The 18665-nt window shown below is 39.2% G+C and carries 16 protein-coding genes; 14 read left to right on the top strand and 2 right to left on the bottom strand.

From position 1 onward, the window contains the following. Position 1: 1 nt before the first annotated feature. The 13 genes from AN213_RS02290 (at position 2) to AN213_RS02230 (ending at position 16305) form a co-directional block, all read left to right on the top strand. Positions 2–1420, top strand: coding sequence for a lipopolysaccharide biosynthesis protein (locus tag AN213_RS02290; protein WP_054561497.1), 1419 nt, complete (start codon positions 2–4; stop codon positions 1418–1420). After that, complete coding sequence (locus AN213_RS02285) at positions 1404–2768, top strand: O-antigen ligase (protein ID WP_055197167.1); 1365 nt, start codon at positions 1404–1406, stop codon at positions 2766–2768. The genes AN213_RS02290 and AN213_RS02285 overlap by 17 nt, the downstream gene beginning before the upstream one ends. Next, positions 2761–3471: an acyltransferase gene (locus tag AN213_RS02280; protein WP_055197165.1), complete on the top strand. Its 711-nt coding sequence runs from the start codon at positions 2761–2763 to the stop codon at positions 3469–3471. Before AN213_RS02285 ends, AN213_RS02280 begins: the two co-directional genes overlap by 8 nt. Further along, positions 3468–4604 carry a glycosyltransferase gene (locus AN213_RS02275; RefSeq protein WP_055197163.1) on the top strand — a complete coding sequence of 379 codons (1137 nt, stop codon included), beginning with the start codon at positions 3468–3470 and terminating at the stop codon, positions 4602–4604. Before AN213_RS02280 ends, AN213_RS02275 begins: the two co-directional genes overlap by 4 nt. 168 nt (positions 4605–4772) lie before the next feature. Further along, a complete protein-coding gene (locus AN213_RS02270; RefSeq protein WP_055197161.1) occupies positions 4773–6248 on the top strand; it encodes a GNVR domain-containing protein in 1476 nt (491 codons plus the stop codon). Continuing rightward, complete coding sequence (locus AN213_RS02265) at positions 6245–7324, top strand: glycosyltransferase (protein WP_055197159.1); 1080 nt, start codon at positions 6245–6247, stop codon at positions 7322–7324. Before AN213_RS02270 ends, AN213_RS02265 begins: the two co-directional genes overlap by 4 nt. A 9-nt stretch (positions 7325–7333) precedes the next feature. After that, on the top strand, positions 7334–9145 hold the full coding sequence (locus AN213_RS02260; protein ID WP_055197157.1) for a sugar transferase: 1812 nt from the start codon (positions 7334–7336) through the stop codon (positions 9143–9145). A 186-nt stretch (positions 9146–9331) separates the two neighbouring features. Then, on the top strand, positions 9332–9652 hold the full coding sequence (locus AN213_RS02255) for an STAS domain-containing protein (RefSeq protein ID WP_054561490.1): 321 nt from the start codon (positions 9332–9334) through the stop codon (positions 9650–9652). Positions 9653–9660: 8 nt separating this feature from the next. After that, the gene (locus AN213_RS02250) at positions 9661–10518 is read left to right on the top strand and encodes an OmpA family protein (RefSeq protein ID WP_054561489.1); all 858 of its coding nucleotides are present in this window, start codon (positions 9661–9663) and stop codon (positions 10516–10518) included. A gap of 1 nt (position 10519) precedes the next feature. Beyond that, entirely contained in the window at positions 10520–12586 is a 2067-nt protein-coding gene (locus tag AN213_RS02245; protein ID WP_055021336.1) for an SLBB domain-containing protein, read from the top strand. Continuing rightward, entirely contained in the window at positions 12583–13281 is a 699-nt protein-coding gene (locus AN213_RS02240; protein ID WP_055197155.1) for an AAA family ATPase, read from the top strand. The genes AN213_RS02245 and AN213_RS02240 overlap by 4 nt, the downstream gene beginning before the upstream one ends. Before the next feature lie 8 nt (positions 13282–13289). Then, positions 13290–14747 (top strand): SpoIIE family protein phosphatase, encoded by a 1458-nt coding sequence (locus tag AN213_RS02235; protein ID WP_055197152.1) that lies wholly within the window; start codon positions 13290–13292, stop codon positions 14745–14747. Between the two features lie 103 nt (positions 14748–14850). Continuing rightward, entirely contained in the window at positions 14851–16305 is a 1455-nt protein-coding gene (locus AN213_RS02230; RefSeq protein WP_054561485.1) for a sigma-54 dependent transcriptional regulator, read from the top strand. Here AN213_RS02230 and AN213_RS02225 read toward each other — a convergent pair. Next, entirely contained in the window at positions 16274–17308 is a 1035-nt protein-coding gene (locus tag AN213_RS02225; protein ID WP_055197150.1) for a glycosyltransferase family 4 protein, read from the bottom strand. The two genes, AN213_RS02230 and AN213_RS02225, sit on opposite strands and share 32 nt — an antisense overlap. Before the next feature lie 20 nt (positions 17309–17328). On the opposite strand from AN213_RS02225, the gene AN213_RS02220 reads away from it, so the two are divergent. Beyond that, positions 17329–17661: an Hpt domain-containing protein gene (locus AN213_RS02220; RefSeq protein ID WP_055197148.1), complete on the top strand. Its 333-nt coding sequence runs from the start codon at positions 17329–17331 to the stop codon at positions 17659–17661. Here the strand turns inward: AN213_RS02220 and yvcK are convergent. Continuing rightward, positions 17626–18531, bottom strand: a complete 906-nt coding sequence (gene yvcK, locus AN213_RS02215) for a uridine diphosphate-N-acetylglucosamine-binding protein YvcK (protein ID WP_055197146.1) — start codon at positions 18529–18531, stop codon at positions 17626–17628. The two genes, AN213_RS02220 and yvcK, sit on opposite strands and share 36 nt — an antisense overlap. Between the last annotated feature and the right edge of the window lie 134 nt (positions 18532–18665).

Raw genomic sequence — 18665 nt, 5'->3', positions numbered from 1 at the left:
TATGAGTAACTTAAAACAAATTGGTTACTTTGCTTTAGCTATTTTTGCAGTAAAAGGGTTTGGCTTTTTACTTTTACCAATTACAACTCGCTTTTTAGAAAAGAGCGAGTTTGGTGAGCTGAACTTCTTAGTAACCATGTCAGCGCTATGCTCTTTAGTGGTTTCTCTTGGTTTACCTGAGCTACTACTAAAACAACAGTACCCATCTTTTCGTGAAAAAATGGCGTTATTTAGAGACTCTCTGGTATTAACAATCTGTTTTAGTGCGCTTTTTTTAGGCTGTAGCTTTATATTTAGCGAGCAAATTATTGCAACCTTACCTGCGCAAATAAAGGTGATTGATTTTAGGTTACTTATTTTAAATTTAACTTTTGCCTCGGTACTTGCTATCCCGTACACCTACTACCGGTTATTTGGTTACGCGCAAAAGTATTGTTTTTATAGTATTGCGCATGCTGTCATACAAACTTGTTTAACAATCACTTTGTTATTTCTTGGTTTTAATGTAACCGGTGTAATGGTTTCAGGTGTTGTCTGCACGTTCATTATTATGTGTTTAACCTTAAGTGATATGCGAAGTGCACTTAAAGTGAGCTATTCTCGCTTTAGCTGGAGAATAAAAAAATCACAGACTGTATTCTTAACTTCAATTATCGCATCAGGTTTGTTTGTTTATGCCGGTAATGGGGCTGAAAACTGGTTTATCGTTGCCGAATTTAACGAGAGTGTTTTAGCGAGTTATTACGTTGCAGCGCAATTTGCCATTATAACTTCGTTCACATTTGAGCCGATTAGGCTTTGGTGGTTCGCCAAACGTTTTAGCTTAATTAAGCAAGATAAAACGCAATATCAAAATTATGCAATAACCTCATTAAATGCAGGCTTAGCTATGTGTGTTTTAATGAGTTTATTGGCACCAATCGCATTAAACTCAGTACTTCCTGCTGAATACCATGGCAAAGATAGCTGGCTGATTCTGTTGATTATTGTTGTTGCCATACGCCATCACAGCGATATTTTTAATATTGGTTGCTACATGCATAAAAATGGTGTGTTTGTATCAATTATAAATTTCTTTACGGCACTTTTAGGCCTTAGCCTGCTGTACTTTTTAGTGCCAAAACTTGGTGTTGAAGGCGCTATTTTGGCGCTAATCATTATGCAAAGTTTTAAATTAGTTTGCCTTTACTCAGTTAGTCAGCATTTCGAACCTCTAAAGCTAAATTTTGCAGCATTAATACCAAGCTGGTTAGCATTAGGCTCTATAACACTGATCACTTTACAGTTTAGCGAACTAAGTTTGGCTAAATGGATTGTATGTTTTATCTATATTGTTGGTATGGCTTATCAATATAGAGCATTAATTAAGCAAGTAATAAAAAGCTTAATGAAGGAGCATCACTATGCTCAATTACTATAAACAAAATCAGTTATTCATTAATGGCATTTTAGTAACCTTACTTGTGGTTGTTACCTATGCCATTTTGGGCCCAATAGCAGTATTTGCATTGCTGCTATTACCTTTTGCCGCTTTCACTGCAGTAAAGGTAAGTGTGGCTTTTATAATTTTGTTTATTTTATTTAGCTACTTTAGATTACACGAAGCTTTTCCTTTTTTAATGCCTTTTAAAATTCCTAAGTTACTCGCGCTTGCGTCGCTATTGGGAATAGCTTGGCACCTGTTTATCTCACAAAAATTAAAGCCACATTGGCATACCAATCATCTGATATTTTTTGTTTGGTTTATTTGGCTGACTGTTTGCGTTTTTAGTGCCTCAAATCGGGGTTTAGCGATGGAGTACTGGTCAGGTGTACTAACAAAAGTACTCATTATGGTATTTGCAATCTCGTGGTGGATGAGCACATTAAAGCATTTTAATGTGGTTAGAATTGGCATCATGATCTCAGGTGCCGCCATTGCTTTAGTTGCCCTGAGTAACAAAATGAATGGTATTGGCCTAGTAGAAGGTACCCGCGTCACTATTTCGCGAGAACTTCGCTCACAACTTGGTGATCCTAACGATTTATCACTTGTAATGATGTTTCCCGTGTCTTTTTTAGCTGCTGAAGTATTTGATTCAAGTGCCCATAAATTTAGACGCATCATTGCATTTATTTGCTTAGTTATCGCAATCAGCGGTGTTATTGCAACACAAAGCCGAGGAGGCTTACTTGGCATTGCTGCTGTACTTAGTTTCTTTATTTACCAGAAAGTTAAAAATCCTGTAGTGGTCGGCTGCATAGGTGCCGTGGGCATGTTAGCCATGGTTGCTTTTGCAGGTATTGCAGATAGACAAAGTGGCGGCTCCCATGAGGGCGGTGTTGATGAATCTGCTATGGGCCGTATTTACGCATGGCAAGCTGCAATCAATATGGCAATACATAATCCATTAACTGGGGTTGGGGTTAATAACTTTGTCGTTAATTACTATTTCTACAGCCCACATTGGGATGGCAAGAATCATGCAGTACACAGTACGTGGTTTCAGGTATTAGGTGAAACGGGCATCGTAGGAATATGCATTTTTGTATTAGTGATTGCCTGTATTTATCGCACCTTGAACCGTGTGTTCTTAATGAATAAACAGATTAATGACAAACAAATTGATGTAAATGCGAAAGCTCTAAAGGGCGGCCTAATTGGCTTTATGGTGTCAGGCACCTTTTTAACTCAGGCATTTACATGGCCTATTTATATCATTCTTGCTTTAACTATTGCATTAGAAAAGCTTGTAATCGATAAACAAAGGGAGATCTCACATGAGTGAAAATATTAAACAATGGCTTAAATCAAGTGACAGCCCATTTGCAAAATCACTTTTTCAATTTGCGAAATCGATTCGCAATCCGCAAATGTGGGTTATCCCAGGTATTCATTCATTTATATATAAATTGCATTTATTGGTTAAAACAGTAGTGAGTGAGCTAGGGCGCATTTTTTATTACACACCACTATTTAAAAGCCAAATCAAGGGCTCAAAAGCAAATTTATACCTATATTCTGGTATGCCGCAAATTTTAGGAAAACTTGAAATTAGCTGTAATGACAACACACGAATTAGTGGCATCAGTACTTTTTGTGGGCGTAGTCATGGTAATAACACACCCAAACTTATAATTGGCAGTAATGTAGATATTGGTTGGCAAAATGCGTTTTCTGTTGGACGAAAAATTGTTTTAGAAGATGATGTTCGCCTTGCTGGTCGTGTATTTTTAGCAGGTTTTCCTGGTCACCCTCTAAACTCTGAAAGACGTGCTCTAGGCGAGCCTGATGATAAATGCCAAGTTGGCGATATCATTATCAAACAAGGCGCTTGGATAGGCACCGGCGCAACTGTGCTTGCAGGTGTAACAATAGGCGAGGGTGCTATAGTTGCTGCAAGCGCGGTAGTTACTAAAGATGTCCCAGCAAATACTATTGTTGCTGGCAATCCAGCAAAAATTGTTAAACAGCTGGAGGGGACGCTATGAAATTTATTGTATTCGGTGAAGACTGGCAAAGTCACCCAAGTAGTACACAGCACCTATTTAAACAACTATCAAAACAACATCAGGTTATTTGGATTAACTCGATTGGTATGCGAAAACCAACATTTCGCTTGATTGATGTGAAACGAGTTTTTAATAAATTAAAAAGCCTTTTTTTATCAAAGCGGACAGGGTCAAATGCTAAAACAACGAATACTAGCCAAAACATTAATTTAACATCACACACATTAGCGGTTTTACCCTGGCACGATAACGTTATAGTAAGGCTATTTAATAAATGGATTTTTAATCGAAAAGGTTTCATAGATGATGAACCAATTGTTTATTGGCTTAGTGTGCCTACTGCAATTAGTCTAATTTCACCGCGAGAGCAAGATAAGGTCATTTATTATTGTGGTGATGACTTCTCTGCACTTGCGGGGGTTGATCATAAAATGGTCGCGCCTTTTGAAAGTGACCTTATCGAAAAAGCTGACACCATCTATGTTGTGAGTGAGTTTCTTGCCAACAAAATGCCGAAATCTAAAGTTAAAATGCTTTCTCATGGTGTCGATTTAGAGCTTTTTGCCACGCAAACCACAAAAGCCGTTGAACTTGAGCAAATAAGCAAACCAATTATTGGTTTCTATGGTTCTTTGAATGCTTGGCTTGATAAAGCCTTATTGTTAAGGCTAGCTAAAGATAGGCCTGAGTATCAATTAGTATTGATAGGCCACCTTGTCGAAGACTTCTCTGATCTACTCAAGTTAGACAATGTAACCCATATACCGGCTGTAGAGCATGATCGTTTAGCTTCATTTTCTCAGCATTGGCAGGTATCTATCTTGCCATTTGTTGATAATGAGCAGATCAGGGCCTGTGATCCACTTAAATTAAAAGAATACATAGCCACAGGCACACCAATTGTGACAACACGCTTTGCTGCGGTTAATCCGTACCAAGAGACCATATTAATAGCAGACAACCACCAGGGCTTTATTGAGCGATTAGACTATGCTGTAAGCCTAAGTAAATCAAACAACTTAAATTGGCGAGCCAACCAATCTCAGCAGGCAAGTGATCATAGCTGGCAAGCAAAAGCCAAGCTAGTCTGTAAACAACTTAGGTTTTGCTAAATAAACCTTTCAACCCAAAGCCGCATCTTGTATCGCTACAAGATGCGGCTTTTTCATTTTGGCTCATTAACTGCAATTAACTAACTATCTATAGAAATCTCGGTTGTTTTTATCAATTTGCAAATTAAAACCGAGCAATTTCGCAAAATGCAAAGCAAAAGGTAAAGTATGTTAGTTAAAGAGCAGATCAAACGGTTAATTTATTTAGGGCTTTATGCGCTTTACACGCGTATTAAGCTCTTTATTATTCCGTTTTGCATTGTGCCAATCGTCGTCATTGCACTTGGTTTATCTGCTCAAAAACAATATACCAATCACGCTACCATCTTAATTGAAGAGTCAGCACTACTTAATCCTTACTTAGATGATCTGTCTTTCTCGTTTCAGCTTTCTGACCGTATGGCAGCACTGCGTACCTTAGTTATCAGCCGCAAGGTACTTATTGCAGTAGCAAAAGAAACCAAATTAATAGCTGAAGATGCTACGCCAAAGCAAGTTGAAGAAATCCATCAAAAACTATCTAAAGCGTTATCACTTTCGTTAATTGGTGATGAGCTGGTCCGCATAAACTTTATTTGGCATGACCAATCACAAATGAAGCCAGTGCTTGAAAAGGTGGTAGAAAAATTTATTGAACGTTTATTAGCACCTACAAAGGCATCACTTGATACTTCTGAGCAGTTTTTCTTTAAGCAGCTGGATAGTTTACGCGAAGAACTTGAGTTATCTGAAGAGGCACTTGCTGATTTTAAAACCAAAAACAGTAACACCTTACCCGATGTTTTACATAGCAATCGCCAAACCTTCGACAGCTTACTAAGTGAAAAGCAACAAAAGCTGATTGCTCTTTCAGGGGCTAAAGCAAAACTGAATGCCTTAGTGAGTAAAGTAGGGCAAGCCAATCCAATTTTAGGCAATTTAGAAGAAAAGATAATTCGTACTGAATCAGAGTTAAGTCTTTTGAGAACACGCTATACCGATAAACATAGCAAAATTATCGAGAAAAAACGCACCCTTACAAATTTAAAAAGCCGCCAACAGGCGCTGTTAGCATCTAGTGAAGAGCTAGACACAACGAATCTTGATCAGTTATGGCAAATGGTTAATACGCTTCCTTCTGGTGATGGTAAAGAGAGCAGCGTTTTAGTTTCACAACTTCTTGCGCTTGAAGAGGCCCGTAATAATTTACTTCAGCAAGAACAAGAATTTGCAATGCTCGAAGAGCAAGTTCAGCTAGTCAGTGAACGTCTGTTAGTAACCAGTGATGTAGAAAAACAATTACGTAAACTAGAGCGTGATTACGATGTTAAACAGTCACTTTATAAAGACATGCTGAGCCGTTACGAAATGGCCAAAGTTACGGGCAAATTAGTGAAATACGAAGGACCAGACAAAGTTAAAACTATCGAGCGAGCTTATAGCCCAACACAACCTATCAATACCTCAATGCTGATGACCGTTATCGTTGGCATTGTGCTTGGTATTTTCACAGGTAGTGCAAGCGTATTTGTTGCTGCACTTTGTGACAGTCACTTAAAAGATATTAAAACCATCGAAAAACTCACCAGCGCAGAGGTGGTAACAGTACTTCCTATCGTCAATGCCGAAACTAACTTCGGAAATATTGAAGGAGATAAATCATGAATGTCATGCACTTAGTTCAACACCTACAAGTAGGTGGCCTAGAAAAAATGGCAATTACTTTACTCAAAAATAGTCAATTTAGTAGCTCGAGTATTATTGTTTCTCTTGAAGGAAACAGGCAATCTGCGTTTGAGCAATGGCCAGAGCTTGAACAATATAGCCATCGAGTTATTTGTTTAAACAAAAAACCAGGCGTGAGTATTTCTGTTATCGCAAAGATAAAGGCATTAATAAAAGAGCATGATATCGATATTATTCACAGTCATCATGTTGGTCCTGTTATTTATGCCGGCCTTGCTTGTGCGTTGACCGGTGATTCGGTTCGTCATATATCAACAATTCATGATGCCTGGTATTTAAATAACGTTAAGCAATGTACTTTCACTAAGTTACTTAACTCGTTAACGAATATTTATTGGGTCGCAGATGCACGTATTGTTGCTGATGAATTTAGAGCTAAAACAGCAATTATTCCTGAGCGCACCATTTTAAATGGTATAGATTGCGATAATTTTGTCGCAATTAATCAATCAACCGCCAGAAATCAGCTCAATTTACCCCACAAAGTTAAGCTAGTTGGCTGTGCTGCAAGGTTAATTGAAGGTAAAGGACACAAAGATCTTATTCATGCATTGCATTACTTACCTGAAGATTACCATATGGTGTTTGCTGGAGATGGCGATCTAAAAGTCATTTTAATGAATTTGGTACGTAATTTAGGGCTTAACGAGCGTGTGCACTTTTTAGGCAACGTTCACGATATGCGAGCCTTTTATTCGAGTATCGACGTGATGTGTTTATACTCACAGCGTGAAGGTTTGCCATTATCGATTATTGAAGCCATGGCATGTGGTATTCCAGTTGTAGCGTCTGATGTAGGTGGAATTCATGAAGTTGTCACCGATAACGAAGGTGAGCTTGTGTCTTTGAACGAGTTTAACAAGCTTGCACCGGCTATTTTGAGAGCATGTAAACTGCCACATGGTCTTTGCATTCGTCATCATGCTATTGCAGTCGCTGATGCAAGAACCATGAGTAGTAAATACGATAATTTATATTCTGCATTAGCAGTGTAGGAGCCAACCATGACTATTTTTACTACATTATTTATCATTTTAATGTGTATTGCTGCGTATCATCATATTGGCTACCCATTATTACTAAAGTGTGTTGCAAGCAAAAAGCAAAAACCAAGCAAGCAAACCGTTTTTGATGACAGCTACACACCGAATATTGCTGTTTTGATGTGTGCTTACAATGAACAACAGCATATTGCAGAAAAGCTTTATAACTTAGCATCACTAGTTTATGACACTCATCATTATTCTATTCATGTTTATTTTGATGGTTGCACCGATAAAAGCTATCAACAAGCTCTTAAAGCACAGCAGGTATTACATAAGCAAGGCGTGCAGTGCTATTTTCACCATCGTGATGAAAACCAAGGGAAAGTACAAGGGTTAAATACCTTGATGGGGATGGCAAAATATCACAATGATATTTTACTGTTCACTGATGTTAGTGCTTTATTGAGTATTGATGCATTAAACAAAGTAGCTAAGCAATTTAGTGATCCGCAAGTGGCAATTTCGACAGGTGTTTACACCTTAGATGAAAATGCACCAGATGCGCAAAAAGCCTACTGGCAGTACCAAAACCAAGTGAAAAAATCCGAGTCAAACCTTGGCGCTGTGATTGGCGTACCTGGGGCAATGTTTGCAATGCGCGCTCAGTATGCAAATGAATTAGAAAAAAACACCATTAACGACGACTTCGTGCTATCAATGAAAGCTTTAAGTAAAGGTGGTAAAGCCATTGTCGATGAAGACGTAGTCATTTACGAGCGCGAATGCGATGAGCAAAGTGAAGATTATAAACGCCGAGTAAGATTAGGTGCCGGTAATTGGCAACAAATAAAAGCGCTGCTTTTATTACTTAACCCGCGTTTAGGTTGGACTTGTATGAACTTTTTCTCGCACAAAGTATTACGTGGGGTTATGCCAATTATTTTAGCCTGTATTTATGCTTGTGTATTTATAGAAGCTATCGTCACACAATCTGTATGGTCACAATTGATTGCTACAGGCATTTTATCGCTTCACACACTGCAAGCGGTTAAAACTATATTCGCCTTTAAAAGACGCATTCCTATCGTCGATAAAGTTAATTACATCTTAAATAGCTACTTTTTAGCACTTTGGGGGATCATTCGTTATGAACAAGGTTACTTCGACACCCCTTGGCAACGTGTAAAATCTGCGAGTAAAGCACAAACCAAATCTGTTATTAAAGTCATCAAAAGAAGCTTAGATATTGCAGGTGCCTTATTTGCACTAAGTCTAGTTTGGCCTGTTTGTTTAATTGCAGCACTGGCTATAAAGCTTACATCTAAAGGTCCTATCATCTTTAAGCAACTTAGAGTGGGTGAAAGCTCAGATGACTTCGTTGAGTTATTTTATGTTTATAAGTTTCGCTCTATGGTGGTTGATGCTGAGTCACGTTCTGGTGCTGTGTGGGCCAGTAAAGATGATCCAAGAATAACGGCAGTAGGGCGCTTTATGCGTAAAACACGAATTGACGAACTTCCGCAATTAATTAATGTGCTTAAAGGTGAGATGTCATTAATTGGCCCAAGACCAGAGCGCCCTGTGTTTTATGGTAAATTAGAAAAAGACATTCCTTATTTTTGCCAGCGTACTTACGGGGTTAAACCAGGTATTTCTGGTCTTGCTCAAGTGATGAACGGCTACGATGAAACCATTGACGATGCACGCAGTAAAATTGGCTGGGATTACGCCTATTCACTGAGTATGTCATCACCGCGTGCTTGGGCGAAGCTTGAGTTTTCAATTGTGGTTAAAACATTACAAGTTATCTTTACTGGCAAAGGGCAGTGATACCAATCCACGTCTTTTTTACCAAATAAATTAAGCAAATCACGTTGCATAATGCAAATTAACAGTAAAAAGTTAATTGCATTATGCATCGCTCCATCATTTAGCCTTTAAATTTCAAGATCTTATAAACTGGCATTTTAGTTGTACTAGTTACTATGACTAACCAATTTAACTAAGGTGAAGATCATGGCTAACAACACATCATTTTCTAACGATACCAAACTAATTTCACTACCTAGTGACTTTTCTGGTCTAGCCGTCGATGGCTTTAAAGATCAGTTTGAAGAAGTTGCACACGGCAAACAGCAAAGTGTGGTACTCGATTTTAGCTCTACTACATTTATTGATTCATCTGGCATTGGTGCCATGGTGTTCCTATACAAACGGATTGAGAAAAAAGGGCAAAAACTATCACTGCTTAATGTGTCTGGGCAACCACACAAATTAATGAGTCTATTAAGAGTTGATAAGACGATTCCATTCATCGAACAAGCTGATATCGCGTGAGGTGATTTATGAAGCACATACTATTTACAATCATTTTGCTAACGCTTGGTGGATGTGCTTCTTGGCCTGATGAGGGGCAAGGAGGCTGGGCTGAAAAATATCAAAATTATCCGCTTACTGATGAACAACACGAGATGATTTACGACACACAAGAAACCGTGGTGCTAAGCGAATTTGAACATCATGTTTTAAAGTTAGATTTATTAAAAGCACAAGGTATACAGCAATGTATGCCAGCGCAATTGCTAAAAGCACAAATATACGAAAACCGTATAAGACGCCTAATAGCAGCGCAAATGTGGTCTGATGCTGAGCATGATTTACTTATTCACTATCACGGTTTAAATCAGCTTGCGAAGCACTTTGAAACTGTTAATGCGATGAGCCAATGTGCAGGCGTTACTGATACTGAAAAAAACATGACAGCATCACTCAAAGACCAGATCACTGAGCTTTTAAATAGTGATAACCAGTTTTCGTTAAATGATTTTCAGGTTACTCCTAAATACATCACACGCTTAGCACAAGCGGCTGACTTAATTAAACAAGTTGATGAGGTTAACTTACTGCTTGTTGGTCATGCTGACATTAGTGGTCAGCAACAAAACAACTATGAGTTAGCACTTAAGCGTGCCGAAACAGTAAAACACTGGCTAGGTATCTATGGTGTAAACCCAGCAACAATAACAACCTTAACGCAAGGTAGTTTAACACCGTACAGCGACGAACCTGACTCACGCTCAAAACGTCATTCAGATAGACGAGTAGAGGCAATTATTATCGACATGAGTGACGATAAAGCCACTAAACAAAAACATGCATTATCCAGCTGGACCAAAATCTTAAATGGTCCTAAGGAGCAATAACATGAAACAGTTAATCTTACTTTGCTTACTTATATTCGCGTTACCTACTTTCGCAGAAGAGATTGAAGTCGGTAATAAACTTTACTTATACCTACCAGGCGAAGCTGAATTTAGCGAACCGTTTGAAGTTGATAAAGAAGGTGCTATTACCTTACCAGAGCTAGGTCGTTTTAAAGTAGCAGGCTTACAGCTAGATGATGTGCAAAGCCAGCTACGCACAGCATTAAGTGAAATGTATGTGGCGATGGATGACTTTTATGTCGAAATTCATTCACGAGATATTTTTATCAATGTTATGGGCTATGTGAACGACCCATCACAAGTAAGTATTCCTAAAGATGGCAACATTCAAATGGTCATCGCCCGTGCAGGCGGCTTAAAACCAGGCGCTCAACTAGACCGTTTACAAATTCGCCGTGGCACCGAGATGATTGAGTTTAACTATAAAGCCTACTTAGATTCAGGCAACATTGATTTATTACCTGCATTACAAAGCGCTGACACGGTCTTTGTGCCTGTGTCTCCGCTGTTAGGTAACGTACAAATTGACTTTGATGCACAAACCTTAAGTGCATCAGGTGATGCAAGTGATAACAGTGCTATTACTTTGCTTGGCGAGGTGCACAATCCTGGTAGCTTTTCATTTAAAGAAAACATGAGTGTACTTGATGCGCTAATGCGTGCTGAGGGTGTAACCCGCTATGCAGATGTAACCAAAATTCGCGTTATCGTTGATAAAACCCCAGTCGTGTTCGATTTAAAAGCATATTTAGATAAACCTAATAACGACACTATGCCAGAGCTAAAAGCGGGTTCTACTATTTATGTGCCTATCATGGTTGATGATGTAAATACCACTTCAAGAACAGTTTATATCATGGGCGAAGTACAAAAGCCGGGCGCTTATGAAGCAGGCGAAAGCACCAGCTTTTTAGATATTCTGGCTAATGCAGGTGGCCCAACCCGTTTTGCAGAAACTCGTCAGATTAAAATCTTAACTCCAGCAGGCGAAAGCATCTTATTTGACTTACAAGGTTATAGCGAAGGCATAGTTACAGTAAAAGTGCCAAGCCTTAACCCTGGCGATGTGATTTTTGTACCAGAGAAAACCGATCAAAACGAAAAAAGCTGGTTAAAAGTACCCCCAAAACGTGCCATCAAAATTATCGGAGCCATTTTATCTCCGGGTCGTTATGAGTGGAGCCCTGAAATGGACTTTACCGATTTACTTGCGCATGCCGGCGGCCCAACTAAAGGTGCCAATATCAATGATATTAAAATTGTAAGAAACGGTGAGGTGACCAAACGTTTCGATTTAGAGCAATACACTATTAATGATTCGGGCAAATATGAACTACCAAATTTAATGGCTGGCGATACCATTATTGTTGAAGAGTTACCAGTTGACCCTGCAGACAATAAATCTCAATGGATCCGTCAAGAATCAAGCAAGTCTATTTACATTATGGGGCAAGTGGGCTCACCAGGTCGCTATGCATTTAATACTAATATGCACTTTATCGACATTTTAGCCGCTGCTGATGGCCCTACAGATAACGCTGACTTACGCAATATTCGTATTACTCATCGTAACGGCAATACAGCAAGAGTCAGCAAATTAAACCTTGCACTGTATTTTGAAACCGGTGATGAAACTTTATTTCCACACGTTTTACCGGGCGATACCATCTATATCCCAGAAAAAGATAAAGACTGGTTACGTACGCCAAAAGAGCAAGTAGTTCGCATCATGGGCGCAGTTGAAAAGCCTGGTCGTTATAGCTTTGATGACACTATGACTGTACTTGATGTACTTGCAGAAGCGGGCGGCCCATCAAGCTCAGCGCTTATCGACAAAATCGTGGTGGTAAATCATTCATGCTGTAAAGAGCAGTCTCGTGTATTTGATTTAGAAGAGTTCGTTAAAAACCCTAACTCAGCGTATATCCCTGTGTTACGTGCTGGCGATACCCTGTATGTACCAGACAAAGGCCAAGATTTAATGAGCCAGTTTAAATCAAACTTCTTAGATTTTATTACTGTTGTAGCTTTAGTGGTGGGCTTATGAAACTAATACCAGCGCAATACCAAGAACTTGAAGCCGTGTGTAACGAAATAGATAACAGTAAAGCCCGTTGTATCTGCTTTATTTCGTTAACCGGCAACGAAGGCTCTACATCACTTTGTGCGAGTGTTGCACAGCGCTTAAGTTTGCAAGCCGCCAAAGTACTTATAATCGACTTAAATCCGTTAAATCCATTTAAGTTTGATGAACCAAAAAAACCAGAATCTTGGTGCTTCAGCGATATTTCGTGTCAGCTGAATATCATCAATACTGAACAGGTAGACCTGCTCACCATGGCGCATCTTAAAGAGCTTGAATCGGTGAAAAACAAAAGCGTACTAAATGATGCAATAGAACGCATAAAACAAGAATATGACTATATATTTTTAGATATGAGCCCAGCTCTTAAATGTAATCGGGGCAATGTACCGCTGCATGCGCTTAGTTTATGTACCGAACTGACATTTTTAACGGTATCGCTTGGTTATAACGACGAAGAAGCTCTATGTCACGGTATGGCAAATCTTGAACACGCAGGCGTCAATAACGTAAAGATTGTTGTTGCGCAGCATCAGTTTGCTCCATTGGGTAGCCGCATCGTGAAAACGCTCAAAGCGTTTCGACCAAAATGGCCTAAACTCACAGAGTACTTATTAAACAAAGTTATTAAACAGCGCTGGTTGTTTTTACCTTATTGAGAACCTGTATGGACTGCTTATATCAAAAATCATTTAGTCTAGATTGGCCCACAGTCAGTGAGATTCGCCATATTTTAAAACATGTTTTGACGGCGATCAGTGTTAAAAATCAAGATATAGATGCAGCAGGGTTAGTAGCAACCGAATACCTAACTAATCTGTTACGCCATAGCCAAGAAACGTCAATGCATGTGCAGTTTGCTATGCATAAACTGCCCGATAAACAGCTGCTAATTGAATTTAAAGACAGTATGCCAAGCTATGATTTATTTAATCAACAACCATCAGGTTGGCAATTAGACTGTGGTGAATTAGTTGAAGGGGGTATGGGGGTGGCGCTCATCAAGCATTACTTTCCAAACGCTTGTTATAAAACTGTTGGCCAGCAGAATACATTCTCTTTTTGTTTAACCAATATCGATAAACGACCCACGCTTATCTACATAGATGATGATAAGGCACAACTTGCTTTACTGAATGCTTATTTATCTGAGCATTTTCAGGTTATTTGCTGTGAGGATAGTGAATCGGGGTGGCAAGAAATTCTCACCTCTGGGGCAACAATTTTATTGCTTGATCATAAACTTAAAAATGGTACTAGTGAGCCTTTACTTAAAAAGCTTAATCAATCTAACCTAAAAATTAATTTATCTGTGGTTATGCTGACAGGTGATGACAGTGAAGAACTTATAAAACGTATAAACCTATTAGGGGTTGATGATTATTTAGTAAAACCCGTAAGCAAAACTCGGTTATTACAAAGTATTGAACGCATTGTGCATCGTTTTTCTGCATTAAAGTATTTAATTAACGAAGAGCGCATGCAAACAAGGCAAAAAATAGGGGAGTTTAATGCCTATAATTTTGGCTCCATTATCAGCCAAAATGGGGGGGATTTTTGTATGTATCCCCACCAGCAGCAAGCACCTGTGATCATTGGCGATATGATGGGGCACGGTATAACAGCACTAAAAGAAAGTTTTGCCATAAAGGGCTTTTTAAGTGGCTGTTTAGCGACAGAAATACCAATAAGAAATGTTTTAACAACCTTGAACCAAGCCCTGTATGAACAGCGGTTATGTAAAACTAGTTTAGTCACTTTACTAATAAGTTTTATTGAAAATAACACACTTCACTGGTTTAACGCAGGTCATCCAGCCCCCTGTGTGATAACCAAAAATGGTAAATTGATCCAGCTAAGCGGCACTGATCCCTTGCTTGGCCTTAGTGATGATCATGTTTATCAACACTATAGTTATAACTTAAATGACGTTGAACACATTTTATTATTCACCGATGGTTGGCTTGATAATCAGCAATTAAGCGATGTAGACCAAATTATTACTAAATTAACTGACGAAAATGTGCAAAGTGAAGAGCTTGCTTATGCACTTTGGCAGGGAAGCCAAGTTGAGTTATCTGCTGAAATAGACGATGCCTCGTTAATTGTGATCAATAAACACTAAAGTTTGAGTTTACAAACCGGTCAAATACGCACTAAGCTACTAATAAGGAACTGTTAAATAATCACTTTATCTCAGCATAAAACGATAATAAAGGAAGTCTGTAATGCCACCTAAAATACTCATTGTTGAAGATACAGAATCGCTAGCGCTGATGTACCAATCATATTTGATCCCAACCGGGGTCGAAACACGCATTGCCTATAATGGTGAACAAGCCGTCGTTGCTCTGCAGGAGTTTGAGCCTGATTTAGTGATTTTAGATGTTATGTTGCCAGATATGAACGGGCTAGATATTTTATCCTCTTTAGACTCTGACACAGCTCCACAAGTGATTGTTTTAACAGGGCATGCCACTAAAGAAATGGCAATCAAAGCCATTAAACTCGGTGCCAGTGACTTTCTAGAAAAACCAATCGAAGCAGATCGTTTTCGCATTACAGTAAACAACGCATTAAAACTTAAAGATTTAAAACAAACAGTCAAAAGCTATCAAACAACTTACGAGAACGGTAAATACTATGATTTGATTGGTAGCTCATCAGAAATGCAATCTGTTTACCAAATCATAAAATCAGCATCGGCAAGTAAAGCCACTGTGTTTATCACTGGTGAAAGTGGAACTGGTAAAGAGCTGTGCGCCCGTGCGGTACATTTAGCGTCACCGCGTGCGAATAAACCCTTTGTAGCCCTTAACTGTGCAGCAATACCAAAAGATCTAATCGAAAGTGAAATATTCGGTCACTTAAAAGGGGCGTTCACTGGCGCGATTGCCAATCGTGAAGGGGCGGCTGGCCAAGCTGATGGTGGTACGTTGTTTTTAGATGAACTATGTGAAATGGACATCAATCTGCAAAGTAAGCTACTGCGCTTTATTCAAACCGGTTGTTACCAGCAGGTAGGCAGCGAAAAAGAAGTTAAAGTTGATGTGCGCTTTGTGTGCGCCACCAACCGCGACCCATTATTAGAAGTGCAAGAAGGCCGTTTTCGTGAAGACTTATATTATCGCCTACATGTTATCCCTATTGCCTTACCACCGTTGAATCAGCGTGGCAAAGATGTGATCGAAATTGCCGATGCATTATTTAAAAAAATAAGTAAAGAAGAAGGCCGTGCATACAAAGGCATGTCAGAAGGCGTTAAAAATCTATTTTTGAGCTATGGCTGGCCTGGTAATGTTCGCCAATTAGAAAACACCATACGTAACATTCTTGTTTTGCATGATGAATCTTACATTGAAGCGAGTATGATACCAGCACTACCAAACGCACAAAATCAATCACAACCAGTAGCAGCAACTGTTAATACTGTAGCCTCGGAGGTGATGCCGTCACAAAGCTTTACATCGCCATCAACTGAAGCCACTCCTGTTATAAGCGAAGTTGCAACAGCATTTTCTCAAGCCGATATTGAACCGCTTTGGTTGGTAGAAAAACGTTATATTGAGCAAGCCATTGATGCTTGTGATAACAATATTCCTAAAGCTGCAGCTCTTTTGGATGTGAGTCCATCTACGATTTATCGTAAAATTAAAAGCTGGGAAGAGATGCAAGTAAGCTAGAGCTATAGACTCTATCTAGCTGCTTAAATTGCTGCTCTCCAGAAAAACGTTGTTTAACAAGTCTTTGTGCATTGCCTAGCATGTAGCTTCTTTGATCAACACTCAACATAATTACGTTGTTCAGCTGTTTATGCAAAGCATCGCTTGTACTTTCAGTCATCATTAACCCATTGGATAGGTGATTAATTATCTGAGGTAACTGACCAACAGGCGATGCAATAACGAGTACCCCGTGTGCCATTGCTTCTAATGCCACCATAGGTAGACCTTCAGCCCGAGAGCAGATCACCAATACATCAAGTTGTTGCCATATTTGTTGTTGCTCACACTGTCCATGATAACTCACCGCTGACATATCAAGCTCATTGAGCATAGGGCCATCACCAAACATATGAAATTTTAAGTTTGCCGTGTTGAATCGTTTGGCTGTTTCAATAAAAATGTCAGGGCCTTTTTCATGGGATAAACGACCAACAAATCCGACGTTTAATTCATTATTATGTTTAAGACCTAAAACTTTAGTAGATTCATTTACTGGAATAAAATTTTCAAGTAATTCAGCATTGTACAGCTCTTCGGTGAGTTTGCTAGACACAGCAAAGTTAAGTGAAAAGTAACTTAGTAGTTTGTCGAGCTTATTGTAAAAATAAACCTTACCCGTGCCTGCTTCACCGGCATGATAGGTTGAAATACAAGGGCGGTTTTGCCAGCGACACACTAACTTGCCCATGATACTTGCCTTGTACCCATGGGTATGGAGTAACGCTGAGCGAGGAAACATTTTTAGTATTTCGTTCAAGCTTTTTAAATTTCCGCCAGCAAAACCGAAAGTGATATTTGCATTTTCTAAGCGATTATATAATTCACGGTTATTATGATCTTGATAAAATAGTACCGAGCTCATAATATTATATCGTTCTAACAGCTTACTCATGGCAATCAAATGGCTTTCGATGCCACCAATTAAGCTTGAATCTACGAATAAAATAACACTATATTTCATATTCACTCCAAGGTGAGACCATGATAGATACTGCGACCTATACGCAATTACAACAGGATGTTGGTGACGACCTAGCAAAACAACTTTTGCAGGTATATATCACTGAGTCCCGCCAAATCGTTGCTGATCTTGCTGACGCAACGAAACAGTCTGAAATCGAAATAAATGCCCACAGTTTAAAAAGCAGTAGCCGTAGTTACGGGGCATTAGCCGTAGGCGGCCTTGCAGAACAAATTGAGCAAAAGGCTAAGGCATCACAATTTGACGATGAACTACAAAGCTTAATAGCCTTACTGCAAGACCAATTTGCACAAACGCTAACTCACGCGCAAAGTATGATTGCTACTGACTAGTTGCTCAGCTTCTAGGCTTAACGGCATTTTTAATATTTCGCCAAATACATTACTTAGCTGCTCAATGTCGTGCTGCTGGTTTGGCGATTTAACAACATCGTCAAAGTGAGACACAATTTCACTAAGCGCATCTAAAGAGATACTCATGTCACAAAACCGGTAACCAAGCATGCCTTCGAGCCAATCAACCGGTTTCATATCGAGCGATTTAATTACGCTGGCTTCTTTGGCAATATTTTCGATAAACAATCGGCATGCTGATGTTTGTTGCACCGCTTTAGCTATGTCTTCAACTAACATGGCAGGCATTACACTGGTAATTAAACTTCCAGGGCCAATTATTAGCATATCGGCGTTTTCAATAGCTTGAACCACACCAGGAGCAGCATTCACATCTTGTGAGAGCGTTAAATAGTCTGGGAGCTCTTCTTGTGAATCAATATCGCATTCACCAAATACTTTTATGCCTGATGACATAACAGCTAGTAAATCGGTCGGCTCGTCTGACATGGGTAGAATCGTTTCTGAATTACCCAACATGGCATTGAACCATGCAACCGCTTGAGTTGCTGAGTTAGTTTGTTGGGTTAAGCTTAATAAGGCTAAATTACCAAGGCTGTGGCCATTGAGTTCACCACCATCAAAACGGTGGTGAAAAACTTGATGGATTAATGAGTCACTATCAGCTAATTGCAAACAACAACGTCTAATATCACCAAGGGCAACTACATCTTGGCTTTTACGTAATTTACCTGTGCTGCCGCCGTTGTCTGTGGTTGCAACGATAGCTGTCAGTTCGGCGCAGTGAGGTCTAATTGCACTTAACATATGGGATAAACCGTGTCCGCCGCCTATGCATACTATTTTCATAACAGTCACCTTGGTTAAACTTGATTAATATTTAGTTAGCATGGCCCGTACCAAGTGTTCGGATTTATATAACACAATGAAATTTAAATAATTTATTTTGATATTTTTATGGCTAAACTGAGAACTGTTTTCTA

Origin of the sequence: Pseudoalteromonas sp. P1-8, from assembly GCF_001399985.1 — a bacterium.
In the GTDB taxonomy this organism is placed as follows: domain Bacteria; phylum Pseudomonadota; class Gammaproteobacteria; order Enterobacterales; family Alteromonadaceae; genus Pseudoalteromonas.
The sequence above is the reverse complement of the archived record's forward strand: the minus strand, read 5'-3'. Positions and strand labels throughout refer to the sequence as shown.